This window comes from Pseudomonas sp. TAA207 (assembly GCF_001529285.1).
Lineage (GTDB): Bacteria > Pseudomonadota > Gammaproteobacteria > Pseudomonadales > Pseudomonadaceae > Aquipseudomonas > Aquipseudomonas weihenstephanensis.
The window spans coordinates 41,023-67,197 of sequence record NZ_LLWJ01000072.1 but is presented as its reverse complement, the minus strand read 5'-3'; the positions used below and the strand labels follow the sequence as shown (position 1 = coordinate 67,197).

The following is a 26,175-nucleotide window of genomic DNA, read 5'->3' as shown; positions in this document are numbered from 1 at the left end:
CCCGAACGGCATACCGAAGTCAAGCAGCCTCTTTTTTGCCCTAAAAAAGCGCTTAAAGGGCATTTTTGACGCTTTTTAGAGCGTCTGATGCCTAAAAAAAAGCGTGCCGCCCGCAGGCTTGAGCGGGCCGTGTTGTATTTTTTACGGGGGTGTTGTGTAAAAAAATGAACAAGGCTAAGCTCGATTCAAACCCATAACAGCAATAATACCGGGGTGTTACATGTCACGCCTGCCGTTAATCGGCGTCACCGCCTGCACCAAGCAGATCGGTTTGCATCCTTATCACATCACCGGTGACAAGTACGTGCGAGCAGTTGCGGTGGCAGCCCAAGGCTTGCCTCTGATCGTTCCGTCTTTAGCGGAGCTGATTGATCCGACCGATATTCTTGACGGTCTGGACGGCCTGCTATTTACCGGGTCACCTTCCAATATCGAGCCTCATTTGTATCACGGTCCTGCCAGCGCGCCCGGCACGCTGCACGACGCTGACCGTGATCGCACCACACTCCCCCTGATTCGCGCGGCACTGGCTGCCGGCGTTCCCGTGCTCGGCATTTGCCGTGGCTTTCAGGAATTGAATGTAGCCCTCGGCGGCTCGCTTCACCAGAAACTGCATGAAGTCGAAGGCTTTATCGAGCACCGTGAAGACCCGAGCGCGCCAGTCGATGTGCAGTACGCACCCAGCCACGCCATGCACGTTCAACCCGGCGGCGTATTGGCGGGCTTGGGCTTGCCTGCCGAGTTCGGCGTCAACTCCATTCACACCCAGGGCCTTGATCGCTTGGCCCCCGGTTTACGGGTGGAAGCTACAGCACCCGATGGCCTGGTAGAGGCCGTCTCGGTCGAGGGCGGCAAGGCTTTTGCTTTAGCTGTTCAGTGGCACCCCGAATGGCAGGTAAGCTCTAACCCGATTTACCTCGCCATCTTTCAGGCATTTGGCGATGCCTGTAGAAGGCGCGCAACCCAACGCGACGCCGATGCGTCAGTAAACGCCTGACTAATTCAAGTCAGGACACTCAGCCCAGAGGCATTTATGAGTAACAACCTCGACCAGCTCACCGATTGGTTGAAAGACCACAAGATCACAGAAGTCGAATGCATGATCGCCGACCTTACCGGGATTACTCGCGGGAAGATTTCGCCGACCAACAAGTTCATTGCCGAAAAAGGCATGCGCCTGCCCGAGAGCGTATTGCTGCAAACCGTAACGGGCGACTATGTCGAAGACGACATCTATTACGAACTCCTCGATCCGGCCGACATTGACATGGTCTGCCGTCCCGATCAGAACGCCGTATTTCTCGTGCCTTGGGCGATTGAGCCTACGGCTCAGGTGATTCACGACACCTACGACAAGCAGGGCAACCCGATTGAGTTGTCGCCGCGCAACGTGCTGAAAAAGGTCCTCAAGCTCTATGCCGACCACGGTTGGCAGCCGATCGTGGCGCCAGAGATGGAGTTCTACCTGACCAAGCGCAGCGACGACCCGGACTACCCGTTGCAGCCGCCTGTCGGTCGCTCCGGTCGCCCCGAAACCGGCCGTCAGTCCTTCTCTATAGAAGCTGCCAACGAATTCGATCCGCTGTTCGAAGACGTCTACGACTGGTGCGAGCTGCAAGAGCTGGATCTGGACACACTGATCCACGAAGACGGCACCGCGCAGATGGAAATCAACTTCCGTCACGGCGATGCGCTGTCGCTGGCCGACCAGATTCTGGTGTTCAAACGCACCATGCGCGAGGCCGCGCTCAAGCACGACGTGGCCGCCACCTTCATGGCCAAGCCCATGACCGGCGAGCCTGGCAGTGCCATGCACCTGCACCAGAGCATCATCGACATCGAAACCGGCAAAAACGTCTTCTCTAATGAAGACGGCAGCATGAGCCAGCTGTTCCTCAATCACATCGGCGGCTTGCAGAAGTTCATTCCAGAGCTGTTGCCGCTGTTTGCACCGAACGTGAACTCCTTCCGTCGTTTCTTGCCTGATACCTCGGCACCGGTAAACGTGGAGTGGGGCGAAGAGAACCGTACGGTAGGTTTGCGTGTGCCGGATGCCGGCCCACAAAACCGCCGCGTCGAGAACCGCTTGCCGGGCGCCGACGCCAACCCGTACCTGGCGATTGCGGCCAGCTTGCTGTGTGGCTACATCGGCATGGTTGAAGGCATCAACCCGAGCGCACCGGTGGTGGGGCGCGGGTACGAACGTCGCAACCTGCGCTTGCCGCTGACCATCGAAGATGCTCTGGAGCGCATGGAAAACAGCAAGACTGTCGAGAAGTACCTGGGCACCAAGTTCATCACCGGCTACGTCGCGGTGAAACGTGCCGAGCACGAAAACTTCAAGCGCGTCATCAGTTCGTGGGAGCGGGAATTCCTGCTGTTCGCCGTCTGACACGCCGGAGCCGCGCTTGGGAAGCGCGGCTCCCCACTGAATAAAAGAGAAGCCGTATGACTAACAAGAACCCGCAAACCCGCGAATGGCAAAACCTCAGTAATGATCACCACCTGGCGCCGTTCAGTGACTTCAAACAATTGAAGGAAGTTGGCCCGCGCATCATCACTCACGCCAAGGGCGTGTATTTGTGGGACAGCGAAGGTCACAAGATTCTCGACGGCATGGCCGGCCTGTGGTGTGTGGCAATCGGTTACGGGCGCGATGAACTGGCAGACGCTGCCAGTCAGCAAATGCGCGAACTGCCGTACTACAACCTGTTTTTCATGACCGCTCACCCCCCGGTGCTTGAGCTGTCAAAAGTCATTGCCCAGATTGCGCCTGAAGGCATGAACCACGTGTTCTTTACCGGCTCCGGCTCCGAAGGCAACGACACCATGTTGCGCATGGTTCGCCACTACTGGGCGATCAAAGGCCAACCGAACAAAAAAACCATCATCAGCCGCAAAAACGGCTATCACGGTTCGACCGTGGCCGGTGCCAGCCTGGGCGGTATGACCTATATGCACGAACAGGGCGACTTGCCGATCCCGGGCATCACGCACATCCCGCAGCCTTACTGGTTCGGTGAAGGCGGTGACATGTCCCCGGAAGAGTTCGGCATCTGGGCGGCCAATCAACTGGAAGAGAAAATTCTCGAAATCGGCGTCGATAACGTCGGTGCCTTTATTGCCGAGCCGATTCAGGGCGCAGGCGGCGTGATCGTGCCACCTGATACCTACTGGCCGCGCATCAAAGAGATTCTGGCCAAGTACGACATTCTGTTCGTGGCCGATGAAGTGATTTGCGGTTTTGGCCGCACAGGTGAGTGGTTCGGTAGCGATTTCTACGGCCTCAAGCCCGACATGATGACCATCGCCAAGGGCCTGACCTCGGGCTATATCCCGATGGGTGGCCTGATCGTGCGCGACGAAGTGGTGGCGGTACTGAACGAAGGCGGCGATTTCAACCACGGCTTTACCTACTCCGGTCACCCGGTAGCGGCAGCCGTTGCGCTGGAAAACATCCGCATCCTGCGCGACGAAAAAATTATCGAAAAAGTTCAGGCCGAAACGGCACCGTATTTGCAAAAGCGTTTACGCGAACTGAACGATCACCCGTTGGTGGGCGAAGTGCGCGGCGTTGGCATGTTGGGTGCCATTGAACTGGTACAGGACAAAGCCACGCGCAAACGTTATGAAGGCCGTGGGGTTGGCATGATCTGCCGCCAGTTCTGCTTTGATAACGGTCTGATCATGCGCGCCGTGGGCGACACCATGATCATTTCGCCGCCGCTGGTGATCAGCAAAGACGAGATCGATGAGCTGGTAACCAAGGCTCGCAAGTGCCTGGATCTGACCTTGGAAGTGCTTCAAGGTTAACTGCTAGGCTCCGAGCGTAAGACAACTACCGCTTTTACGTAGGTAATTACGCTCTAAGCCTTAAGAATAAAGGCTCTTCCCTTGAAAGCCTGCCCCGGATCTTGCCAGACTAGCCGCCGGCTTTAGTCACCCTGATCTCAGGACGCTGAATCGGTGGTTTAAAAGAATAAGTGGAGCATTACAGATGAAGGCATCAGGTTTTAAAAAAGCTGGCAAGACCCTTCTCGCCCTGTCTTTGATGGGTGTGATGGCGGGGGCAGCTCAGGCAGCCGACAAAGTGCTGCACATCTACAACTGGTCCGACTACATCGCACCCGATACCGTGAAAAAGTTTGAAGACCAGACCGGTATCAAAGTGGTGTACGACGTGTTCGACAGCAACGAGACCCTTGAGGCCAAGCTGCTGGCGGGCAAGTCCGGCTACGACATCGTCGTGCCGTCCAACAACTTTCTGGCCAAGCAGATCAAGGCCGGGGTTTACCAGGAACTGGACAAGTCCAAGCTGCCCAACTGGAAAAACCTCGACCCTGCGTTGCTCAAGGCCGTTGGCGATGCCAGCGATCCGGATAACAAACACGCGTTCCCGTACATGTGGGGCACCATTGGCATCGGCTACAACCCTGAAAAGGTCAAAGCGGCCCTGGGCGTCGACACCATTGATTCATGGGACGTGCTGTTCAAGCCCGAGAACGCGGCCAAGCTGAAAAGCTGTGGCATCAGCTTCCTCGACTCGCCGACCGAAATGATCCCGGCTGCCTTGCATTACTTGGGCAAGCCCACCAACTCGACGAACAAGGATGACTTGAAAGCAGCGGAAGACCTGTTCCTGAAAATCCGTCCTTCGGTGGGTTACTTCCACTCCTCCAAGTACATCTCCGACCTGGCCAACGGCAACATCTGCGTCGCCGTGGGCTACTCGGGCGACCTGGAACAGTCGATTTCCCGCGCTAAAGAAGCCGGCGACAAGGTCAAGCTCAAGTACGTGATCCCGAAAGAAGGTGCTGGCAGCTTCTATGACATGGTCGCCATCCCTAAAGACGCCGAAAACGTTGAGGCCGCCTACGCCTACATGAACTTCCTGATGCAGCCTGAGGTGATGGCCGAAATCACCAACAGCGTGCGCTTCCCCAACGGTAACAAGGCTGCAACGCCGCTGGTGAATAAAGACATCTCGGGCGACCCGAGCATCTACCCGTCCGACGAAGTGAAAGCCAAGCTGTATGCGATCAGTGACTTGCCGCCTACCACCTTGCGCCTGCTGACGCGTAGCTGGACCAAAATCAAGTCCGGTAAGTAACCCGATACCCTGTAGGAGCGGTCACAGGCTGCGATCTTTATAAACGTTCAACAGATCGCAACCTGCGCCAGCTCCTACGGTTTAGGGTGAAATCAGCGCTAAATCAGGGCATTACAGCAATAAATCGCAGAAAACTTTGCTGTGCACGTTTATCGAGGGTAAGTTGCGCGCCGGTTTTGTCTTTGGCGGTTCTGCTGCCGTGTGACGCGGGCAACTCAGGCCCAACTATTTTGAGGACCATCACGTGTCTACATCTTTGTTTCGCAGGACCTTGCTGGTCGGCGCTGGTTTGACGCTTGCCGTCAGCGTACAAGCAGCACCTACCGTGCACATTTACAACTGGTCGGACTACATCGCGCCGAACACGCTGGTGGATTTTGAAAAGGCCACTGGCATCAAACCGGTGTATGACGTCTTCGATTCCAACGAAACCCTGGAAGGTAAACTGCTGGCCGGGCGTACCGGTTATGACGTGGTTGTGCCGTCTAACCACTTCCTGGGCAAGCAGATCAAAGCGGGCGCGTTCCAGAAACTCGATCTGGCGCAACTGCCCAATTATTCCAACCTTGACCCGGCCCTGCTCAAGCGCCTTCAGGCCAACGATCCAGGCAACCAATATGCCGTGCCGTACCTGTGGGGCACCAATGGCATTGGTTACAACGTGGACAAGGTCAAAGAAGTGCTGGGCGTCGACACCATCGACTCCTGGGACGTGGTGTTCAAGCCCGAAAACATGAAGAAGCTGCAAAGCTGCGGCGTGGCTTTTCTGGACTCGGCAGATGAAATGCTGCCCACCGTACTCAACTACCTGGGGCTGGATGCCAACAGCACCAACCCCAAGGATTACAAGAAAGCTGAAGAAGTGCTGATGTCGGTGCGTCCATACGTCACCTACTTCCACTCCTCCAAGTACATTTCCGACCTGGCCAACGGCAACATCTGTGTCGCCATTGGTTTCTCCGGCGATGTGTTCCAGGCAAAAGCGCGTGCCGAAGAAGCCAAAAAAGGCGTCAACATCGCCTACATCGTGCCCAAGGAAGGCGGCGCCCTGTGGTTTGACATGCTCGCGATCCCCAAAGATTCCGGCAACGTCAAAGAAGCTCACACCTTCATCAACTACTTGCTCAAGCCTGAAGTGATCGCTCAGGTCAGTGACTATGTCGGCTATGCCAACCCCAACCCGGCCGCCGACAAGGTGATGGATGCGTCCATTCGTGCCGACGAAGCGGTTTACCCAACCCAGGCGGTGCTGGACAAAACGTACGTTTCCACCGAACTACCCCCGAAAGTGCAGCGTCTGATGACGCGCACGTGGACCAAGGTCAAAACGGGTAAATAACCCCCGCGACCGCCTATCCAAGGCCCGGCTATTGAAGTCGGGCTGCTAAATTTGTTGGGAGTTTCGTAATGGCTGTTGCCTCCGGCGCCTATAAGAAAGCCCTCGAGGGCGACCAGACACCTAAACAGGTGCTGGTCAAAATCGACCGGGTCACGAAAAAATTCGACGAGACGATTGCGGTGGACGACGTGTCCCTGGAAATCAACAAAGGCGAAATCTTCGCCTTGCTCGGCGGATCGGGATCGGGCAAATCCACCTTGCTGCGCATGCTCGCCGGTTTCGAGCGCCCAACAGAGGGCCGTATTTTCCTCGACGGTGTAGACATCACTGATATGCCGCCGTACGAACGGCCGATCAACATGATGTTCCAGTCCTACGCCTTGTTTCCGCACATGACCGTGGCGCAGAACATCGCGTTCGGCCTCAAGCAGGACAAAATGTCCGGCGCCGAGATTGATGCGCGCGTGAACGAAATGCTCAAGCTGGTGCACATGAGCCAGTACGCCAAGCGCAAGCCGCACCAATTGTCCGGTGGTCAACGTCAGCGTGTGGCCCTGGCCCGTTCGTTGGCCAAACGCCCGAAACTGCTGCTGCTCGACGAGCCGATGGGCGCGCTGGATAAAAAACTGCGTTCGCAAATGCAGCTCGAACTGGTTGAAATCATCGAGCGCGTGGGCGTGACCTGCGTCATGGTGACCCACGATCAGGAAGAGGCCATGACCATGGCCCAGCGCATTGCGATCATGCATTTGGGCTGGATCGCACAGATCGGCAGCCCGATCGATATTTACGAAACCCCGGTCAGCCGGCTGGTGTGCGAGTTCATCGGTAACGTCAACCTGTTCGAGGGTGAAGTGGTCGACGACGCGGAAGGCTATGCGCGCATCAATTGCCCGGAGCTGGAGAACGATATTTATGTCGGTCACGGCGTCAGCACCTCGGTTGAAGACAAGCACACCACGTACGCGATTCGCCCGGAAAAAATGCTCGTCACCACCGAGAAGCCGACCTGTGAATACAACTGGTCGCGCGGCAAGGTGCATGACATCGCCTACCTGGGCGGCCACTCGGTGTTCTACGTCGAGCTGCCGAGCGGCAAACTGGTGCAATCGTTTGTGGCCAACGCCGAACGCCGTGGCGCGCGTCCTACCTGGGACGACGAAGTCTACGTGTGGTGGGAAGACGACAGCGGCGTGGTACTGCGCTCATGAACATGCGAAAACTTAAACGCCGTCTGCAACGAATAACCCCCAAGGGCCGCCATGCGGTGATCGGGATTCCATTCCTGTGGCTGTTTTTGTTCTTCATGTTGCCGTTTTTCATCGTCCTGAAAATCAGCTTTGCTGAAGCCGACGTTGCGATCCCGCCGTACACCGAGATCTACAGCTACATCGACCAAAAGATCCAAATCCTGCTGAACCTGGGCAACTACGCCATGTTGGGCGACGATGAGCTGTATATCGCTGCCTACCTTGGCTCGTTGAAGATGGCCTTTTTCAGCACGGCGTTATGCCTGCTGATCGGCTATCCAATGGCCTACGCCATTGCCAATGCGCGCAAAGAGATGCAGACCGTGCTGGTGCTGCTGATCATGATGCCGACCTGGACGGCGATCCTGATCCGCGTGTACGCGTGGATGGGCATCCTCAGCAACAACGGGCTGCTCAACGGCTTTTTGATGTCGATGGGCTGGATCAGCGAACCGTTGCAGATCCTCAACACCAACATCGCGGTCTATATCGGCATCGTCTATTCGTACCTGCCGTTCATGATCCTGCCGTTGTACGCCAACCTGGTGAAGCACGACCACAGCTTGCTGGAGGCCGCGTCTGACCTGGGTTCAAGCACCATCAACAGCTTCTGGAAAATCACCGTTCCGCTGTCCAAAAACGGCATTATCGCGGGCTGCATGCTGGTGTTTATCCCGGTGGTGGGTGAGTTCGTGATCCCGGAACTGCTGGGCGGCCCCGAAACCCTGATGATCGGTAAAGTGTTGTGGCAAGAGTTCTTCAACAACCGTGACTGGCCGGTAGCGTCTGCGCTTGCCGTGGTCATGCTGGCGATCCTGATCGTGCCCATCATCCTGTTCAACCGCAGCCAGGCTAAAGAGCTGGAGGGCAAGATATGAATCGCGTCCGTTTTTCGAGCTTCATGTTGGTCGTCGGGTTGCTGTTCATCTACCTGCCGATGTTGATTCTGGTGATCTACTCGTTCAACGCCTCCAAACTGGTGACGGTATGGGGCGGCTGGTCGCTGAAGTGGTACACCGGCTTGCTGGACAACACGCAGTTGATGGGTTCGGTGATGCGCTCGCTGGAAATCGCCTTGTACACGGCGATTGCAGCGGTCGCGCTGGGCACGTTGGCCGCCTTCGTGCTGACGCGTATCAGCCACTTCAAGGGCCGCACCCTGTTTGGCGGTCTGGTGACCGCGCCGCTGGTCATGCCTGAAGTGATCACCGGTCTGTCGTTGCTGCTGCTGTTTGTCGCGATGGCGCAAATGATTGGTTGGCCGCAAGAGCGGGGCATTGTCACCATCTGGATCGCCCACACCACGTTCTGCTCGGCCTATGTGGCCGTGGTGGTGTCATCGCGCCTGCGTGAGCTGGACTTGTCGATCGAAGAAGCCGCGATGGATCTGGGTGCCAAACCGTGGAAAGTGTTCTTTCTGATCACCATCCCCATGATTGCGCCGTCGCTGGCGGCGGGCGCCATGATGTCGTTTGCCTTGTCACTGGATGACCTGGTACTGGCCAGCTTCGTGTCCGGGCCGGGTTCCACGACCTTGCCGATGGAAGTGTTCTCGGCGGTACGTCTGGGGGTTAAACCCGAGATCAACGCCGTGGCCAGCTTGATTTTGCTGGCGGTGTCGCTGGTGACCTTTATGGTGTGGTTCTTCAGCCGTCGTGCTGAGGAGCATCGTAAAAAGGCTATTCAGCAAGCCATTGACGAATCGGCGGCAGAGTCGTGGAAGCAACCTGATGTACGCCGTCCTAAATCGCCCGGCGCGGTTTAAGGCAGCGGTATAAAAACCTCGCCTTCCTGCATGCAGGGGCGGGGTTTTTTTATGGGCTGTTGAGCTTTCTAGGGCTTGGCCACTTTCCACGCACCTTCCATTTTGCCGTCCCCGGTCTTGTCCCCGGCCTTCTTGTCCATGACAAAGGTGTACAGCGGCTTGCCGTCATAGGCCCACTGCATCTGCTGGTCATCACGAATAATGGTGGTCCATTTACCCTCGCCTTTGTCCGTGCTTTCAGCTTTGAGCGGCGGCCAGTTTTCAGCGCATTTGTCATTGCACATCGATTTGCCATCCGCATCTTTGGCAAAGGTGTAAAGCGTCATGCCGCTATGATCAACCAGCACACCGTTTTGGGTCATTGCCGGTTCTGCGGCAAACGCCAGGCCAGGCAGCGCCAATACAGCGCCTAAAAACAGTGACTTCAGGGAAAACGAGCTGTGAGTCATCGGAATCGTCCTCTAGGTGGTTGTACGATTTGAACCTACAAGCGTAGTTCACTCGCCCTTCGAACGTGGCGCTTGCCCAAAGTTGTCACACGACTGCAATAATTCCGTTATCTAATGCGCCACAAGACAGTTAAATGACATGGGGATTACGGCATGGTTGGCAGGAGCATTCTGATTGTTGATGACGAGGCACCGATCCGCGAAATGATCGCAGTCGCCCTGGAAATGGCGGGCTACGACTGCCTCGAAGCAGAGAATGCTCAGCAGGCCCACGCCATCATCGTCGACCGCAAACCTGATTTGATCCTGCTCGACTGGATGCTGCCCGGCGGCACCTCCGGCATTGAGTTGGCCCGACGCCTCAAGCGTGAAGAAATGACCGGCGATATTCCGATCATCATGCTCACGGCCAAAGGTGAGGAGGACAACAAGATCCAGGGTCTGGAAGTCGGCGCTGACGATTACATCACCAAGCCGTTTTCCCCACGCGAGCTGGTAGCACGCCTTAAGGCCGTGTTGCGTCGCGCTGGCCCGGCCGATGGCGAGTCACCGATTGAAATCGGCGGCTTGCTGCTCGATCCCATCAGCCATCGCGTCACCATCGACGGCACGCCCGCCGAAATGGGCCCCACTGAATACCGCCTGCTGCAATTTTTCATGACCCACCAGGAACGCGCTTACACCCGTGGCCAGTTGCTCGACCAAGTATGGGGCGGCAACGTTTATGTCGAAGAGCGCACCGTGGATGTGCACATTCGCCGTTTACGCAAAGCGCTCGGCGAGGCGTACGAGAATCTGGTACAAACCGTGCGCGGCACGGGCTATCGTTTTTCGACCAAAGCCTGATTTGCACTTTCAGACTCAACGCCAAGCAAGGACCCGCGCGACGTGAATCAAAACTGGCATAGCACGCTGATTCGTCATTTGTTGCTGTTGGTCACCGCCTGCCTGTTGATCGGCCTGGTCAGCGGTTATTACGGCTGGAGCCTGGCCGCAGGTGTGACGCTGTACCTGGGCTGGACGCTCAAACAGCTGTTACGTCTGCACGACTGGTTACGCAATCACGAACCCGACGAAGCCCCCCCTGATGGCTATGGCCTGTGGGGTGAAGTGTTCGACAGCATTTATCACCTGCAACGGCGCGATCAACGGGTACGCGGGCGCTTGCAAGCTGTGATCGACCGCGTGCAAGAGTCCACCGCAGCGCTCAAAGACGCCGTAGTGATGCTCGACAGCGACGGCAACCTCGAATGGTGGAACCGCGCCGCAGAGACCTTGCTGGGCCTCAAGACGCCACAGGACAGCGGCCAGCCCGTGACCAACCTGGTGCGTCACCCGCGCTTCAAGGAATATTTCGAACAGGACAGCTACGCTGAGCCGCTGGACATCCCTTCGCCGGTCAACGATCACCTGCGTATCCAGCTCTACATCACCCGCTACGGCAACAATGAGCACTTGATGCTGGTACGCGATGTCACGCGCATTCATCAGCTCGAACAAATGCGCAAAGATTTCATCGCCAACGTCTCCCACGAACTGCGCACGCCGTTGACAGTGATCTGTGGCTATCTGGAAACCCTGCTCGATAACGTCGACGACGTGAACCCGCGCTGGAAGCGCCCGCTGTCGCAAATGCAGCAACAGGGCGAGCGCATGCAAACGTTGCTCAACGACCTGCTGCTGCTGGCCAAGCTGGAAGCCACCGATTACCCCTCAGATAACCAGCCGGTGCAGGTCGAGCGTTTATTACGCACAGTCAAAAGCGACGCACAGGCGTTGTCCGGTCAGCGCAACCAGACCATCACGTTGGAGGCGCAAGCCGATGTAGCGCTCAAAGGCAGTGAGACTGAGCTGCGCAGTGCGTTTTCGAATCTGGTGTTTAACGCGGTCAAATACACCCCGGACGGTGGGAGTATTCGGATTCGCTGGTGGGCCGACGCCTCGGGTGCGCACCTGAGCGTGCAAGACTCCGGGGTCGGAATCGACAGCAAACACCTGCCGCGCCTGACCGAGCGTTTCTACCGCGTCGACTCCAGCCGCCATGCCAGCACCGGCGGCACCGGCCTGGGCCTGGCCATCGTCAAACATGTGCTGTTACGCCATCGTGCCCGCCTTGAGATCAGCAGCGTGTTGGGTCACGGCAGTACGTTTACCTGCCATTTCGCGCCGGTTCAGGTGACAAAAACCCTTAGCGTGGACCTGATCGACTGAGCCATGCGGCGTTAGCCCACTAGGCAAGGGCTACGTCAGTCGTTACATTGCTTGCCATGTGCCTGTTGTTCAGGCACCTGACCCTCCCCCTATTTGAAACAACGGAACCATTAAAACTCCATCATGGACCCTTCCCCAGGCTTGACCCTCGCCACACTGTTCGCCGATTTCGGCATGATTCTTTTTGCACTGATCCTGGTTTTGCTCAACGGCTTCTTCGTTGCGGCCGAATTTGCCATGGTCAAACTGCGCTCGACCCGGGTCGAGGCCATTGCTGACCAGAACGGCTGGCGCGGACGTATCCTGCGCACCGTGCACAACCAACTCGATGCTTACCTCTCGGCGTGCCAACTGGGTATCACCCTGGCATCGCTGGGCCTGGGCTGGGTCGGCGAGCCGGCGTTCGCGCACTTGCTGGAGCCGCTGCTCAGCGCCTTGGGCGTTGAGTCGGCCGAAGTGGTCAAGGGCGTGTCGTTCTTTACCGCCTTCTTCATCATTTCGTACCTGCACATCGTCGTCGGCGAGCTGGCGCCCAAGTCCTGGGCCATTCGTAAACCCGAAGCCCTGTCGCTGTGGACGGCCGTGCCGCTGTACCTGTTCTACTGGGCCATGTACCCGGCCATTTACTTGCTCAACGCCAGTGCCAACGCGATTTTGCGGATTGCCGGCCAAGGTGAGCCGGGCGCCCATCACGACCACGCCTACAGCCGCGAAGAGCTCAAACTGATCCTGCACTCCAGCCGTGGTCAGGACCCCAGCGATCAAGGCATGCGAGTGCTGGCGTCGGCGGTCGAAATGGGTGAGCTGGAGGTGGTCGACTGGGCCAATTCGCGTGAAGACCTGGTGACCCTTGATTCCAAGGCGCCACTCAAAGAAATCCTGGCGTTGTTCCGCCGCCACAAGTTCAGCCGCTACCCGGTCTACGACGCCGAAAACAACACCTTCGTCGGGCTGTTGCACATCAAGGACCTGTTGCTGGAGCTGGCTGACCTTGATCACCTGCCCGAAACCTTCAACCTCGAAGAGCTGACCCGGCCACTGGAGCGCGTGTCGCGCCATATGCCGCTGTCGCAGTTGCTCGAACAGTTTCGCAAGGGCGGCGCGCACTTTGCGCTGGTCGAAGAAGCTGACGGCAAGGTCGTGGGCTACCTGACGATGGAAGACGTGCTCGAAGTGCTGGTGGGCGACATTCAGGACGAACACCGCAAGGCCGAGCGCGGCATTCTGTCGTACCAGCCGGGCAAGCTGCTGGTGCGGGGCGACACGCCGTTGTTCAAGATCGAGCGCTTGCTCGGCGTTGACCTGGACCACGTCGAAGCTGAAACCGTCGCAGGCTTGATCTACGACACCCTCAAGCGGGTGCCCGAAGAAGAAGAGCTGCTGGAAGTCGAAGGCCTGCGCATCATCATCAAAAAGATGAAAGGCCCGAAAATCGTCTTGGCCAAAGTCCTCAAGCTGGACTAACCCCAGCGCGTAGACAGGTCAGGGGGGTTTACCTGCCGAGCGCAAAGTTCGGCAGGCCCTGCAGCGGTTGGTTGAACTGAAACGGGATCGACACCCAGCCCAGCCCCGAGTTGCGTTGCACCACAAAGTGCAGATGCGGCCCGTTGCTGTGGCCGGTGTTGCCAGACAGACCCAATACACTCCCCAGCATCACCTGTTGCCCCACCTGCACCCGCACCGATCCACGGCTCAGATGCAGGTACACCCCGGTGCTGGCGTCGCTGTGCAGCACCCGCACAAAATTGCCTGATGGGTTGGGCCACGCGCCGCTCTGGCTGTTCTCCAGATCCAGCACCCGGCCCGCGCGCGCCGCGATGATGGGCGTGCCCTCGGGCATGGCGATGTCCATCGCGTATCGGCTGCGCACGTCCTGATGGCTGTAAGACCCGCCAGGGCCTTGGGTCAGACGGAACGGTCCACCTCGCCACGGGAACGGATAACGCTCGCCCTGCGCCACCCACGGCACGATGGGTGCCGACAGGCGCGGGCGGTTGCGGATCAGGCTCTGGCCCGGCACATACCCCAGCGCGGGGTTGTCCGGCACCCAGGCGCGACGTTTGACGGGTTTGGCCGGGCGTTCATTGCAGGCCCGCGCAGCGTGGGTGTCGGGCGCTGTACTGAATGCACAGGCCGCTGGCGCCGTGAGTGTGAGCAGCACAACCCCACCCGCCAGCCACATCAACGCCTTGGCCGAATGCCGCTGCGGTGATTCGCGCATGGAGCAGAAACCCTTCACAGGCAAGTCCTTCACACCAGGGCTGGCGCATTGCAATCAGCCTGTGATTAAACATATGCCAGCGCGTAGGAATAATCCGCTACCAGTGGTCAGACTCTTCTCTTTAGGCCCGTTCTCTCAGGTATTTCAGCGCCACTGCTCAGAAAACTTACCCGTGAAAGCGGGATGAAAGAAATCATCACTAGCATCCCGTCACCCCCGGCATTAGACCGGCAGGCCAGAGCCGCGGTGTAAGCCGTTGCCAGCGCCCACTCGACAACAATAAGAATGGTGATTGTTTATGCTGACCTTCCTTGGCTTTGCCATGGTCATTACGTTTATGTACTTGATCATGACCAAGCGCCTGTCTGCGCTGATCGCGTTAATCCTGGTACCGATCCTGTTTGCCGTCTTCGGCGGTTTTGCGCCCAAAATCGGGCCGATGATGCTTGAAGGCATTACCAAGCTGGCCCCGACCGGCGTGATGCTGATGTTCGCCATCCTCTATTTCGCGCTGATGATCGACTCCGGCCTGTTCGACCCGGCGGTGCGCAAAATCCTCAAGCTGGTAAAAGGCGACCCGTTGAAAATCAGCGTCGGCACCGCTGTGCTGGCGCTGGTGGTGTCGCTGGACGGTGATGGCGCAACCACCTACATGATTTGCGTGGCCGCCATGCTGCCGCTGTACAAGCGCATCGGCATGAGCCCGCGAATCATGGCGGGGCTGATTATCCTGGCCGGTGGCGTGATGAACATGACGCCGTGGGGCGGCCCGACGGCGCGGGCAGCGAGTGCGCTGCATGTCGACCCTTCTGACATTTTTGTACCGATGATCCCGGCCATGCTCGCAGGCTGTGCGGCGATTCTGGTCATCGCCTGGTGCTATGGCTTGCGTGAGCGTGCGCGGCTGGGTGAACTGCACCTGCATGGCGACGAAGTGGACCACAGCGAAATCAGCGTCTCGCAGTTCCCGGATGCCCGCCGTCCTAAACTGATCTGGTTCAACGGTGCATTGACCCTGGCGTTGATGATCACCCTGATCGCAGGTCTGCTGCCTTTGCCGGTGTTGTTCATGGTCGCGTTCAGCATTGCGATGATCGTCAACTACCCGTGCCTGCAACAGCAAAAAGACCGCGTGGCCGCCCATGCTGGCAGCGTGTTATCCGTGGTCGGGTTGATTTTCGCCGCGGGTATTTTCACCGGCATCCTCTCGGGTACAGGCATGGTTGATGCCATGTCCAAAAGCCTTCTGGCCGTGATTCCGCCAGCGATGGGGCCGTACCTGGCCGTGATCACCGCGTTGGTCAGCCTGCCGTTCACCTTCTTTATGTCCAACGACGCGTTCTACTACGGCGTGTTGCCGGTATTGGCCGAAGCTGCCAGCCATTACGGCATCACCGCCGTCGAAATGGCCCGTGCCTCGATTGTCGGTCAGCCCGTGCACTTGCTCAGCCCGTTGGTGCCGTCGACCTACTTGCTGGTGGCCTTGGCGGGTATCGAGTTTGGCGATCACCAGCGCTTTACGCTCAAGTGGGCCGTTTTAGTGTGCCTGTGCATTTTGGTGGCAGCGTTACTGCTGGGCACCTTCCCGCTCTACAGCACGCTCTAACCCGCAGTATTGGTAGGAGATTGCCGAAGGCTGCGAGCGGTTCAACGGTCGCAGCTTGCGGCGGCTCCTGCGCAATGGCGGCAACCTCCGGTAAGTGTTTCAGAAATGTTTCAACGCTGCGCCAGCTATGCGATGCTGGCGTTCTGCTTATTTGCCGACTACAGCTTAAGAAACGACTGTAGGAAATGGCCGCAGCCCTTTGATCCAGCCCACCAGGGCATCCATCGCACAGGGAGCCTGCATGCTGACCCTGCTTAATCTGCTTTCCGCCGTGACCTTGCTGATTTGGGGCACGCACATTGTCCGGACCGGCATTCTGCGGGTCTACGGTTCAAACCTGCGCCATGTGATTGGGCAAAACGTGTCCAAACGCATGCTGGCGTTTGTCGCCGGGATCGTGGTGACGGCCATGGTGCAGAGCAGCAACGCCACCGCGATGCTGGTCACCTCGTTTGTTGGCCAGGGCTTGATGGCATTGACGCCAGCCTTGGCCACGATGCTCGGGGCGGATGTCGGCACGGCGCTGATGGCGCGGGTGCTGACTTTTGACCTGTCGTGGTTGTCGCCGCTGCTGATTTTTCTCGGGGTGATTTTTTTCCTGTCGCGCAAGCAAACCCGCGCGGGCCAGTTGGGCCGGGTGGGCATCGGCCTGGGCCTGATCATTCTGGCCCTGCAACTGATCGTCGAAGCCGCCGCCCCCATCACTCAGGCCCAAGGCGTCAAAGTGATTTTCGCCTCGTTGACGGGCGACATCTTGCTCGATGCGTTGATCGGCGCCCTGTTCGCCATGATTTCCTACTCCAGCCTGGCCGCCGTGCTGCTCACGGCCACACTGGCGGGCGCAGGTGTGATCAGCTTGCCGGTGGCCATTGGCCTGGTCATAGGGGCCAATATCGGCAGTGGCGTGCTGGCGTTTCTCAGCACCAGCATGCAAAACGCCGCCGGGCGCCAAGTGGCATTGGGCAGTCTGTTGTACAAGTTGTTTGGGTTGCTGTTGATCATCCCGGTGCTTGACCCGCTGGTGGCGTGGATGGACACCCTCAGTTACAGCGCCCAAGAGTTGGTGATTGGCTTTCATCTGCTCTACAACACCGCGCGGTGTTTCTTGATGCTGCCCACCGTCGGCCTGATGGCCCGGGCGTGCGCCTGGTTATTGCCCGAGCGCGAGCAGGCCAACGGCGCAGTCAAACCCCGCCATCTGGACCTTACAGCGCTGGAAACCCCAAGCCTGGCGTTGGCCAACGCGGTACGTGAAACCCTGCGCATTGGCGACTTGATCGACAACATGCTGGTGAACATGCTCGACGTGCTGCGCGGTAAGCAAACCGCCGTCACCCAAGAGATGCGCACCCTGGCCGATGACGTCGAAGTGCTCTACAGCGCGGTCAAACTCTATCTGGCACAAATGCCCCGCGAGGACTTGGGCGAGCAAGACAGTCGGCGCTGGGCTGAAATCATCGAACTGGCGATCAACCTCAAGCTGGCCAGTGACCTTATCGAACGCATGCTGCGCAAAGTGCAGCAACAGAAGACCTCCAAACGCCGCTCCTTCTCTGAAGACGGGCTTGAAGAGTTGACCGGTTTGCAGCGCCAGTTGATCGACAACCTGCGACTCGGACTGACGGTCTTCCTCACCGGTGACCCGCAAAGTGCCCGGCAATTACTGCGTGAAAAACGCCGTTTTCGTGCGCAGGAGCGGCGCTTGGCCCACGCTCACGTCAGCCGTTTACAGCGCAAAATCACCCAAAGCATTGAAACCAGCTCCATGCACCTGGAACTGATCGCCGACATGCAACGCCTCAACTCGTTGTTTTGCGCCAGCGCCTACGTGGTGCTCGAAACCTCTGAAACCGGCGCATTGCTGCTCGATGAGATCACTGACACCACACACTCGCCTTGAACGTTGCGCGATTCACTGTTGTCAGTCTTTAAGCAGCGACTAACCTGCACTGACTGCTTCATCACCCAACAGGGATTCAGGGATTTTTTATGCGTTGCCTGCTGTTCATCTGCCTGCTGCTTGGCGCAGCCCAGAGTTTTGCCCTTGATCGCTCCAGTGTTGAGGGCTATCAACTGCCCAACGGCCTGCAACTGATCCTCAAGCCCACCCGTGATAGCGGCCATGTGTCGATTCGTTTGGTGGTGGGCGTCGGGCTGGACGATTTCAGCTGTGCCGACCAACAACTGCCGCACTTGCTGGAGCATTTGTTGTTCAGCGGCACAGACGACACCGGCGAGGGCGGGCTTGAAGAACGCATGCAGGCGCTGGGCGGTGAGTGGAACGCCTTTACCAGCCACGCAGACACCACGTTTGTGATCGAGGCCCCGGCCAAGAACCAGCGCAAGGTGCTCGACCTGTTACTCAGTTTATTGACGCAAACCCAGCTCACCGAACAGCGCATTGCAGAGGCCAAGCAAGTGGTTGAGCGCGAAGACGGCGGCCATTACTCACACTTGCAACGTTGGCTCGATCGGCAGGACGTGGGCCACAGCGCCAGTAATCAACTGGCGGTTGAGCTGGGCCTCAAATGCGCCGAGCGCGCGCAGGTTCAGGGCCTCACCCGTGAACAGCTCGAAACCGTGCGCAAGGCGTGGTACGCGCCCAATAACATGACGCTGATTATCGTCGGCGAACTCGACCGCGTGTTGCCGGCCTATCTGGAGCGTACCTATGGGGCGCTGGAGCCGGTCGATCCCAGCGATCACAAACCGTTGGCCGACATTGACGCCCGTGCCGACGCAGAGCGCGTGTTGCTGCGCGGCGTCGTCGGTGACACGGCCAAGCTGCACTGGCTGTTGCCGGAACCGGTGATTGCGGGCCAAAGCGACGACACCTGGGACTTGCTGCGCGACTATCTGGAGTGGGCGCTGTACAGCGAACTGCGGCTCAAACACGGGTTGTCGTACGGGCCGTGGTCAGAGCGCGAGGTGTTTGGCGGCGTAGGATTCTTGAGCCTCAATGCCGACCTTGAACGCGACGATGTGGCCAAGGCCCAGCAGGTCATGTCCCAACTCAAAGCTCAACTGCTCAACGACGGCCTCGACCCGCAGCGCTTCGCCCGCCTCAAGCAAGCGGCCATTGCGCGGCAGGCGTGGGCGGTGCAGGGCAACAGTGCGCTGGCCGATTATTACTGGAGCGCGCTGGGTGACTACGACCAAAGCCGCTTTGCCGATCCGGCCAAACGCTTGCAGGCTGTGAGCCTGGAGGAGGCCAATCATGCGTTGCGCCAGTTGTTTGCAGAGCCGGGTTACGTGCGCATCGAAAAGCCGCTGTTCAGCTATAACGGCTTGAGCGGGGTGATTCTGGCGGCGCTGGCGCTGCTGGTGTTGATCGGGCTGGGTTGGCGTGTTTGGCGTCATCGTCATCAGTGAGCGCGTAATTGTCCGAGTCCGACATCCCTTGATACCGTAAAATCATTGCCATTTCGCGGCCGGTTAATCCGGCCGCCAGCGTGCGGAGTATTCATCGTGAGCGAGCGTTCCAATCCTTGGCAATTGCAAACCATCGTCAGCCAGTTGCGCACGGCGCGTAATCAATGGCGCACGCAGAACGGGCGTGTCAGTGGCGAGCTGGGCGGGCGTGAACTGCCCTCGCGTGCAGCGATGGCCGATATTCTGGAAGCGCTGTGCGGAGCATTGTTCCCCATGCGTCTTGGCCCGGTGGACCTGCGCGAAGAAAGCGAAGACTTTTATGTCGGCCACACGCTGGACGTGGCGCTCAACGCCCTGCTGGCACAAGCGCGTCTGGAATTGCGTTACGCGGCGCGCCAAAGTGGCCAGCTCGATGACGGTGTGGATGCCACGGCCACTTTATTGATTCAGGATTTCGCCCTGGCCCTGCCGAGCTTGCGCAGCGTGCTCGACACCGACGTGCTGGCGGCCTATCACGGCGATCCGGCGGCGCGCAGTGTGGACGAAGTGCTGCTGTGCTATCCGGGGATTCTGGCGGTGATTCATCACCGTTTGGCGCACCACTTGTACCGTGCAGGTTTGCCTTTGCTGGCGCGCATCAGTGCCGAAATTGCCCACTCGGCCACCGGCATCGACATCCACCCCGGCGCGCAGATTGGCCGCAGCTTCTTCATCGACCACGGGACGGGCGTCGTGATTGGTGAAACCGCCATCATTGGCGAGCGCGTGAGGATTTATCAGGCCGTGACCCTGGGCGCCAAACGCTTCCCGGCGGACGAGTCGGGGCAATTGCAAAAAGGTCACCCGCGCCATCCGATTGTTGAGGACGACGTGGTGATTTATGCCGGGGCGACGATTTTGGGGCGCATCACCATTGGTCAGGGTTCGACCATCGGCGGCAATGTGTGGCTGACCCGCAGCGTACCGGCTGGGTGCAACCTGACCCAGGCCAACTTGCAACATGATGACGGGACGCAGAAGTAAGACCGGGGGCAACCTCGCCCCTCACCCGGGGCAGAGGGGCTTTTGATCGTGCATCACACCCAAATCCACCAATACCACTATCGGCAACTTTTGCCTCGCTGCCACATCGTGTACGCATTGCCTCTCTAGGATGACCCTCATCTGCTTGATGAGGTGCATCCATGAACCGCTCGAACGCAACCGCTGTGTCCCAACCCGGCGTGCCGATGAAGGTGCGCAATGTGAGCAAACGCTTCGGCGCTTTCACCGCGCTGGATGATGTGTCGCTGGAAGTTGCCGCCGGTGAACTGGTGTGTCTGCTCGGGCCGTCCGGCTGCGGCAAGACCACCCTGCTGCGTTGTATCGCAGGCCTGGAGCGTCAGGACAGCGGCGTGTTGTATCTGGGCAGTCGCGATGTGTCTGACCTCGCCCCGCAAGCGCGCGATTACGGCATTTTGTTTCAGTCCTACGCGTTATTCCCCAACCTCAGTGTCGAAGCCAACATCGCCTACGGGCTGGCGGGCAGCAACCGCGACGTGGTGCGCAAGCGCGTGAGCGAGATGCTCGAACTGGTGGGCCTGAACGGCAGCGAAAAGAAATTCCCCGGCCAGCTCTCGGGCGGCCAACAGCAACGTGTGGCCCTGGCCCGCGCCTTGGCGCCAGCGCCTTCGTTGTTGTTGCTGGATGAGCCGATGTCGGCCCTCGACGCCAGGGTTCGCGAGCATTTGTGTACGGAGTTGCGCCAACTGCAACGCCAGCTCGGTATCACCACGCTGATGGTCACGCACAACCAGGACGAAGCCATGCTCATGGCCGATCGCATCGCGGTGATGAACCACGGCAAGGTCGAGCAGTACGCAACCCCGCAGGCCATCTACAACAAACCCGCCACGCCGTTTGTGGCCGAGTTTGTCGGGCAGGGCAATTGGCTGCCGTTCCAGCGCAGCAGCGACAGCCACGCGCAGGTCGGCGGCCTGAACATGCGTTTGGCCGACGACGCCAGCGGTGTGGCGTCTGGCCGCCTGTTTTGCCGTCCCGAAGCCATCACCGTGAATCCGGTGCAGCATCAGGAAAACCTGTTCCCGGCGCGGGTGCGCGACATCACGTTTCTCGGCAATCGCTGCCGCATGCGTTTTGAACTCAACCACCTGCCGGGCCACGCCTTGACGGCCGAAGTGGGCAGCCACGACCTGCCGCGCCTGGGCAATCAGGACATCGTGGTCGCCCTGCCGCCGAGCTGCTTGCAGGTGTTTGCCTGAGATGGCCGCTGACATGACGCTGCCGCACACCGGCAAAATGACCGGCCTCACGTCGCGAGCCGAGCGCGCTGACAAGATTTTCGTGGTCGGCGGCAAATGGCTGCTGCTGTTGCTATTGGGCGTCGCGGTGTTGATGCCGTTGCTGGCGATTTTCTGGCGCGGGTTCAGTGCAGCAGACGGCCAGGGTGGGGGTTGGATCGCTGCGCGGGAGCTGGTCAGCAGTGACAACTTCCATTGGTTGCTGGGCAACAGCCTCAAGGTGTCGCTGAGCGTGGCGGTCATTGTCGTCCCGCTGGCTTACCTGTTTGCCTACGCCCTGCAACGCACGATGATTCCCGGCAAGCGCGTGTGGCGCGGGCTATCGCTGTTGCCGCTGATGGCACCGTCGATGCTGCCGGGCATTGCGCTGGTGTACCTGTTCGGCAATCAGGGCCTGTTGCGCGGTCTGGTGTCAGACAACATTTATGGCTTCTGGGGCATCGTGCTGGGCGAAGCAATCTACACCTTTCCGCATGCGCTGATGATCTTGCTGTCGGCGTTGTCGCTGGCCGATGCGCGCCTGTTTGACGCGGCATCGAGCATGGGTGCCGGGTCGTTCAAAGCCTTTCGCAGCATTACCTGGCCGGGCACAAAACAAGCCGTGTTCGCAGCGTTCTGCCTGGTATTTACCCTGACCATCACCGACTTCGGCGTGCCCGTCGTGGTCGGCGGCGATTACCAAGTGCTGGCGCTGGAGGCTTATAAAGCCGTGGTTGGCCAGCAGCAATTTGGGCGCGGGGCCTTGATTGGCATGGTCTTGTTGCTGCCTGCGCTGTTGAGCTTCGGCGTGGATGCGTGGCTGCGCCGTCAGCAGGGCGACTCAATGAGCGGTCGCGCTCAAGTGTTCAAGCCTGTGCCTGGCAAAGGGCGCGACCGCTGCTACCTGGCCATCGTGATGCTGATATGCGCCGCTCTGTTACTGGTATTCGGGATGGCGGTGTACGCCTCACTGGTCAAGTTCTGGCCGTACAACCTGTCGTTGTCGTTGCATCACTATCAGTTCAACGACACGGCGGGCGGCGGTTGGCTGGCCTATCGCAATAGCCTGACGATGGCGTTGTACACGGCGTTGATCGGCAGCGCGGTGATCTTCACGGGTGCCTACCTGATGGAGAAAACCAAAGGCCAAAAAGGCCTGAATCTGGCGCTGCGCATGCTCAGTTTTGTGCCGATGGCTGTGCCGGGTCTGGTGTTGGGGCTGGGCTACGTGTTCTTTTTCAATGTGCCCGGCAATCCGCTGCATGTGCTGTACGGCAGCATGATCCTGCTGGTGGTGTGCACCATTGCTCATTATTTGACCACCGCACACATGACCGCCACCACGGCCCTGCGCCAGCTCGATAGCGAGTTCGAAGCCGCCGCACTGTCGCTCAAGGCGCCGCTGTACCGCCACTACTTGCGGGTCACGGTGCCGATTTGCCTACCGGCGTTGCTGGACATCGTGCGCTACCTGTTCGTCTCGGCCATGACCACGGTGTCGGCTGCGATCTTCCTCTACAGCCCCGACACCATCCTTGCGGCGGTGGCGGTGTTGAACATGGATGACGCAGGCAACGTAGGCGGCGCGGCCGCGATGTCGACCTTGATTCTGTTCACCTCGGCGGGTGTCTCCCTGTTGTTGGCCTGGGCGTCGCGCGGCGTGCTGCGTCGCTCCCAAGCCTGGCGTCAGGACGTACCTGCGCAATGATTCGTGCCCCTAAAACCAAAAGGAAACGCACCATGTTCAAGCCTCTTGCTCTTGTTGCTGCTGTCCTCACTGCGTTTAGCGTCAATGCGTTTGCGGCAAAAACCGAGTTGACGGTGTACACCGCCCTCGAAGCCGAGCAGCTCAAGACCTACAAACAAGCCTTCGAGAAAGCCAACCCGGACGTCGAAATCAGATGGGTGCGTGACTCCACGGGCATCATCACCGCCAAACTGCTGGCCGAAAAAGCCCGTCCACAAGCGGATGCCGTGTGGGGACTGGCGGCGTCAAGCCTGGCGATCCTTGATCAACAAGGCATGTTGCAGCCTTATGCACCCAAAGACTTGAGCAAAATCGGCCCGAACTACCGCGATGCCGCCAACCCCCCGGCGTGGGTGGGCATGGACGTGTGGGCCGCGACCCTGTGTTTCAACACCATCGAGGCTGAAAAACAGGGGCTGACCAAGCCTGTGAGCTGGCAAGACCTGACCAAGCCTGAGTACAAAGGCAAGATCGTAATGCCCAACCCGGCGTCGTCCGGCACGGGGTTTCTGGACGTGAGCGCGTGGCTGCAAACCTTTGGCGAAAAGCAGGGCTGGCAGTTCATGGACGACTTGCACCAGAACATTGGTCAATACGTTCACTCCGGTTCCAAGCCGTGCAAATTGGCGGCGGCGGGTGAGTTTCCGATAGGGATCTCGTTTGAATACCCGGCGGTGCAGCTCAAGCGTCAGGGCGCGCCCCTGGACATCATCTTGCCCAAAGAGGGGTTGGGCTGGGAGATCGAAGCCACGGCGCTGATCAAAGGCACACCGCATGCGGAAGCGGCGCAAAAGCTGGCGGATTTTTCGGCGAGTCCGCAGGCGATGGAGCTTTATAAAGAAAATTTTGCGGTGTTGGCCCAGCCGGGGATTGCCAAGCCGCAGACGGAGTTGCCCGCTGATTACGAGCAGCGGCTGATTAAAAACGACTTTGTGTGGGCTTCGCAGAACCGCGATCAAATTTTGACCGAATGGCGTAAGCGCTATGACGGCAAGTCTGAGAAAGCGGCGCCGTAAAGTCCCTAAGGGTTAAGTCAGACAAGGAATCCGCAATGCCCCCATCCCCTCCAGTTCTCATCGTCGGCGCCGGTATTTTGGGCCTGTCCCATGCCTACGCCGCTGCCAGGCGCGGGCTTAAGGTTCGGGTTTTCGAACGCACCGCCACGCCACTGGGTGCCTCGGTGCGCAACTTTGGCCAGGCGCTGGTCACCGGCCAGCCTCCCGGTGTGATGCTGGACCTGGCCCGCGCCAGCCGCGACATCTGGGCCCAATGGTCACAACAGGCAGGCTTCGAACTCAAGCGCAACGGCTCTTACCTGTTCGCCCGCACCGAAGCCGAAGAGCACCTGCTCGATGCCTTCTGCCAAAATCGTGCCCCGGCCTATGGCTATCGCGCCGAGTTACTGCGCGCAGGGGATCTGCGCGATCTGTACGGCGGCCAGTTCAAACACCACCGCGCCGCATTGCACGGGCTGGACGATCAACAGGTCTACTCACGCGAAGCCATCCCGGCATTGATCGAGTTTCTGCACCGCGAGCTGGGTGTCGAATTTCATTTCTCGACGCTGGTGCGCGAGGTTGAACCGGGCGTGGTACACACCACGGCTGGCACTTTCAGCGGCGCTCACGTCATTGTCTGTTCGGGCCATGACTACCAGACGCTATTAGCGCAACCGATGGCGCGGCTTGACCCGAAAATCTGTCGCCTGCAAATGCTGCGCGTACGCCCTGCGGTGGATTTAAACCTGCAACACGCCTTGCTCACGGGTTTGAGCTGCGTGCATTACGGTGCGTTCGCCGACCTGCCCGAAGCCGCAGCGGTGCGGGCGAACATCCTGCGTGACAGCCCGCACCTGGATGAACACGGCATTCACCTGCTGATCAGCCCTACGCCGCATGGGGATTTGATCGTCGGCGATTCTCACGATTACGCTGACGATCCATCCCCCTTTAACGGCGAACAGGTTGACAACTGGATGCTGCAACTGTGCGAAGACACACTGGGTTGTCGCGTGCAGGTGGTCGAGCGCTGGCAAGGTGTCTATGGCGCTAAAGGCGCCAAACCGTTTACGTGGTTAAGCGTCGCGCCTGGCCTGAATGCAGCACTGATGCATACAGGCGTGGGGATGAGCGTTGGCCCCGCCATGGCCGAGGGCAACATCGCCCGGATGCTGGAGGAGCTGTGATGAGGAACGCGCAGCAGGTGGTTGAAGAGGTATTTGGCCTGTATCAGCAATATGGTGCTGACGATTACATCGGCGAACCGGTGTCGCAGATCGAGCACATGTCCCAGGCCGCACAGCTGGCGTTGGCGCAAGGGTATGACGATGAAGTGGTGCTGGCGGCGTTCTTTCACGATATCGGGCACATTTGCGCCAAAACCGCGAACAACATGGGCGGTTACGGTGTGATCAGCCACGAGTTGCTGGGCGCCAGGTATCTGCGCGATCAAGGCTTCAGTGAGCGCATCGCCAAGCTGGTGGAGTACCACGTACAGGCCAAACGCTACCTCACACTGCGTCAGCCGGGCTATTACGCCCTATTGAGTGAGGCCAGCCTGCGAACCCTGGGTTATCAGGGCGGGGTCATGAGTGACGCCGAGGCTGACGCGTTCGAGCAAGACCCGCTGTGCGCCCTGAGCTTGCGCATGCGGGTGTGGGATGAACAGGCCAAGGCCATGAATGTACCGCTGATCGACTTGAACCTGCTCAAGGGCAAAGCGTTAAAGCTGCTGGCCTGAGCTGTGTAGTCGCTGGCGCAGGCTGCGATAAGGGCCGCAGGCCCTTCAACATAAGTGGGCCGCTGCGCAACCCATCGCAGCCTCATG

The 26,175-nt window shown here is 59.0% G+C and carries 21 protein-coding genes and 1 pseudogene; 20 read left to right on the top strand and 2 right to left on the bottom strand.

What is annotated here, in order from left to right; all coding sequences use genetic code 11:
* Positions 1-220: 220 nt before the first annotated feature.
* The 8 genes from AP059_RS20040 (at position 221) to AP059_RS20005 (ending at position 9,464) form a co-directional block, all read left to right on the top strand.
* Complete coding sequence (locus AP059_RS20040) at positions 221-997, top strand: gamma-glutamyl-gamma-aminobutyrate hydrolase family protein (RefSeq protein ID WP_059765660.1); 777 nt, start codon at positions 221-223, stop codon at positions 995-997.
* Between the two features lie 36 nt (positions 998-1,033).
* A complete protein-coding gene (locus tag AP059_RS20035; protein WP_048363986.1) occupies positions 1,034-2,392 on the top strand; it encodes a glutamine synthetase family protein in 1,359 nt (452 codons plus the stop codon).
* 56 nt (positions 2,393-2,448) lie between these two features.
* Positions 2,449-3,813 (top strand): aspartate aminotransferase family protein, encoded by a 1,365-nt coding sequence (locus AP059_RS20030; RefSeq protein WP_048363987.1) that lies wholly within the window; start codon positions 2,449-2,451, stop codon positions 3,811-3,813.
* Between the two features lie 184 nt (positions 3,814-3,997).
* Positions 3,998-5,110: a polyamine ABC transporter substrate-binding protein gene (locus tag AP059_RS20025; protein WP_059765659.1), complete on the top strand. Its 1,113-nt coding sequence runs from the start codon at positions 3,998-4,000 to the stop codon at positions 5,108-5,110.
* A 244-nt stretch (positions 5,111-5,354) separates the two neighbouring features.
* Positions 5,355-6,449, top strand: coding sequence for a polyamine ABC transporter substrate-binding protein (locus AP059_RS20020; protein WP_059765658.1), 1,095 nt, complete (start codon positions 5,355-5,357; stop codon positions 6,447-6,449).
* A gap of 68 nt (positions 6,450-6,517) precedes the next feature.
* Positions 6,518-7,660 carry an ABC transporter ATP-binding protein gene (locus AP059_RS20015; protein ID WP_048363990.1) on the top strand — a complete coding sequence of 381 codons (1,143 nt, stop codon included), beginning with the start codon at positions 6,518-6,520 and terminating at the stop codon, positions 7,658-7,660.
* Entirely contained in the window at positions 7,657-8,577 is a 921-nt protein-coding gene (locus AP059_RS20010) for an ABC transporter permease subunit (protein WP_048363991.1), read from the top strand. The genes AP059_RS20015 and AP059_RS20010 overlap by 4 nt, the downstream gene beginning before the upstream one ends.
* On the top strand, positions 8,574-9,464 hold the full coding sequence (locus AP059_RS20005; RefSeq protein ID WP_059765656.1) for an ABC transporter permease subunit: 891 nt from the start codon (positions 8,574-8,576) through the stop codon (positions 9,462-9,464). Before AP059_RS20010 ends, AP059_RS20005 begins: the two co-directional genes overlap by 4 nt.
* 68 nt (positions 9,465-9,532) lie before the next feature.
* On the opposite strand, the gene AP059_RS20000 is transcribed toward AP059_RS20005, so the two are convergent.
* Positions 9,533-9,913 (bottom strand): COG4315 family predicted lipoprotein, encoded by a 381-nt coding sequence (locus tag AP059_RS20000; RefSeq protein WP_059765654.1) that lies wholly within the window; start codon positions 9,911-9,913, stop codon positions 9,533-9,535.
* A 153-nt stretch (positions 9,914-10,066) separates the two neighbouring features.
* Here AP059_RS20000 and phoB point away from each other — a divergent pair, with 153 nt between their 5' ends.
* From phoB to AP059_RS19985, 3 genes are all read left to right on the top strand, one after another.
* Positions 10,067-10,759, top strand: a complete 693-nt coding sequence (phoB, locus tag AP059_RS19995; RefSeq protein WP_048363994.1) for a phosphate regulon transcriptional regulator PhoB — start codon at positions 10,067-10,069, stop codon at positions 10,757-10,759.
* 42 nt (positions 10,760-10,801) lie between these two features.
* Positions 10,802-12,124 carry a phosphate regulon sensor histidine kinase PhoR gene (gene phoR, locus AP059_RS19990; protein ID WP_059765652.1) on the top strand — a complete coding sequence of 441 codons (1,323 nt, stop codon included), beginning with the start codon at positions 10,802-10,804 and terminating at the stop codon, positions 12,122-12,124.
* A 123-nt stretch (positions 12,125-12,247) separates the two neighbouring features.
* Positions 12,248-13,588 carry a hemolysin family protein gene (locus AP059_RS19985; protein ID WP_048363996.1) on the top strand — a complete coding sequence of 447 codons (1,341 nt, stop codon included), beginning with the start codon at positions 12,248-12,250 and terminating at the stop codon, positions 13,586-13,588.
* Between the two features lie 28 nt (positions 13,589-13,616).
* Here the strand turns inward: AP059_RS19985 and AP059_RS23260 are convergent.
* Positions 13,617-14,081 (bottom strand): annotated as a pseudogene (locus AP059_RS23260) (M23 family metallopeptidase); the annotation flags it as partial.
* 562 nt (positions 14,082-14,643) lie between these two features.
* Between AP059_RS23260 and AP059_RS19975 the strand changes: the two are divergent.
* The 9 genes from AP059_RS19975 to AP059_RS19935 all read left to right on the top strand — a co-directional run bounded on the left by AP059_RS19975 (position 14,644) and on the right by AP059_RS19935 (position 26,088).
* On the top strand, positions 14,644-15,951 hold the full coding sequence (locus AP059_RS19975) for a CitMHS family transporter (RefSeq protein WP_059765650.1): 1,308 nt from the start codon (positions 14,644-14,646) through the stop codon (positions 15,949-15,951).
* Between the two features lie 241 nt (positions 15,952-16,192).
* A complete protein-coding gene (locus tag AP059_RS19970; RefSeq protein ID WP_048402276.1) occupies positions 16,193-17,851 on the top strand; it encodes a Na/Pi cotransporter family protein in 1,659 nt (552 codons plus the stop codon).
* An 89-nt stretch (positions 17,852-17,940) separates the two neighbouring features.
* Entirely contained in the window at positions 17,941-19,323 is a 1,383-nt protein-coding gene (locus AP059_RS19965; RefSeq protein WP_059765648.1) for a M16 family metallopeptidase, read from the top strand.
* Between the two features lie 96 nt (positions 19,324-19,419).
* Positions 19,420-20,346, top strand: coding sequence for a serine O-acetyltransferase EpsC (gene epsC / locus AP059_RS19960; protein WP_048364000.1), 927 nt, complete (start codon positions 19,420-19,422; stop codon positions 20,344-20,346).
* 161 nt (positions 20,347-20,507) lie between these two features.
* On the top strand, positions 20,508-21,584 hold the full coding sequence (locus AP059_RS19955; RefSeq protein ID WP_059765646.1) for a putative 2-aminoethylphosphonate ABC transporter ATP-binding protein: 1,077 nt from the start codon (positions 20,508-20,510) through the stop codon (positions 21,582-21,584).
* 1 nt (position 21,585) lies between these two features.
* A complete protein-coding gene (locus AP059_RS19950; protein ID WP_059765644.1) occupies positions 21,586-23,310 on the top strand; it encodes a putative 2-aminoethylphosphonate ABC transporter permease subunit in 1,725 nt (574 codons plus the stop codon).
* Positions 23,311-23,342: 32 nt separating this feature from the next.
* Positions 23,343-24,365: a putative 2-aminoethylphosphonate ABC transporter substrate-binding protein gene (locus AP059_RS19945; RefSeq protein ID WP_059765642.1), complete on the top strand. Its 1,023-nt coding sequence runs from the start codon at positions 23,343-23,345 to the stop codon at positions 24,363-24,365.
* A 35-nt stretch (positions 24,366-24,400) separates the two neighbouring features.
* Positions 24,401-25,534, top strand: coding sequence for a TIGR03364 family FAD-dependent oxidoreductase (locus tag AP059_RS19940; RefSeq protein ID WP_059765640.1), 1,134 nt, complete (start codon positions 24,401-24,403; stop codon positions 25,532-25,534).
* Entirely contained in the window at positions 25,534-26,088 is a 555-nt protein-coding gene (locus AP059_RS19935) for a phosphonate degradation HD-domain oxygenase (RefSeq protein ID WP_059765637.1), read from the top strand. Before AP059_RS19940 ends, AP059_RS19935 begins: the two co-directional genes overlap by 1 nt.
* Positions 26,089-26,175 lie beyond the last annotated feature (87 nt).

Coding starts and splice junctions, on each gene's coding strand:
- AP059_RS19955 (WP_059765646.1), top strand. CDS start 20,508: ATGAACCGCTCGAACGCAACCGCTGTGTCCCAACCCGGCGTGCCGATG.
- AP059_RS19935 (WP_059765637.1), top strand. CDS start 25,534: ATGAGGAACGCGCAGCAGGTGGTTGAAGAGGTATTTGGCCTGTATCAG.
- AP059_RS20005 (WP_059765656.1), top strand. CDS start 8,574: ATGAATCGCGTCCGTTTTTCGAGCTTCATGTTGGTCGTCGGGTTGCTG.
- AP059_RS19940 (WP_059765640.1), top strand. CDS start 24,401: ATGCCCCCATCCCCTCCAGTTCTCATCGTCGGCGCCGGTATTTTGGGC.
- AP059_RS20035 (WP_048363986.1), top strand. CDS start 1,034: ATGAGTAACAACCTCGACCAGCTCACCGATTGGTTGAAAGACCACAAG.
- AP059_RS19985 (WP_048363996.1), top strand. CDS start 12,248: ATGGACCCTTCCCCAGGCTTGACCCTCGCCACACTGTTCGCCGATTTC.
- phoB (WP_048363994.1), top strand. CDS start 10,067: ATGGTTGGCAGGAGCATTCTGATTGTTGATGACGAGGCACCGATCCGC.
- AP059_RS20030 (WP_048363987.1), top strand. CDS start 2,449: ATGACTAACAAGAACCCGCAAACCCGCGAATGGCAAAACCTCAGTAAT.
- AP059_RS20010 (WP_048363991.1), top strand. CDS start 7,657: ATGAACATGCGAAAACTTAAACGCCGTCTGCAACGAATAACCCCCAAG.
- AP059_RS19950 (WP_059765644.1), top strand. CDS start 21,586: ATGGCCGCTGACATGACGCTGCCGCACACCGGCAAAATGACCGGCCTC.
- AP059_RS20040 (WP_059765660.1), top strand. CDS start 221: ATGTCACGCCTGCCGTTAATCGGCGTCACCGCCTGCACCAAGCAGATC.
- AP059_RS20000 (WP_059765654.1), bottom strand. CDS start 9,913: ATGACTCACAGCTCGTTTTCCCTGAAGTCACTGTTTTTAGGCGCTGTA.
- AP059_RS19970 (WP_048402276.1), top strand. CDS start 16,193: ATGCTGACCCTGCTTAATCTGCTTTCCGCCGTGACCTTGCTGATTTGG.
- AP059_RS19975 (WP_059765650.1), top strand. CDS start 14,644: ATGCTGACCTTCCTTGGCTTTGCCATGGTCATTACGTTTATGTACTTG.
- AP059_RS20025 (WP_059765659.1), top strand. CDS start 3,998: ATGAAGGCATCAGGTTTTAAAAAAGCTGGCAAGACCCTTCTCGCCCTG.
- AP059_RS20015 (WP_048363990.1), top strand. CDS start 6,518: ATGGCTGTTGCCTCCGGCGCCTATAAGAAAGCCCTCGAGGGCGACCAG.
- AP059_RS19965 (WP_059765648.1), top strand. CDS start 17,941: ATGCGTTGCCTGCTGTTCATCTGCCTGCTGCTTGGCGCAGCCCAGAGT.
- AP059_RS19945 (WP_059765642.1), top strand. CDS start 23,343: ATGTTCAAGCCTCTTGCTCTTGTTGCTGCTGTCCTCACTGCGTTTAGC.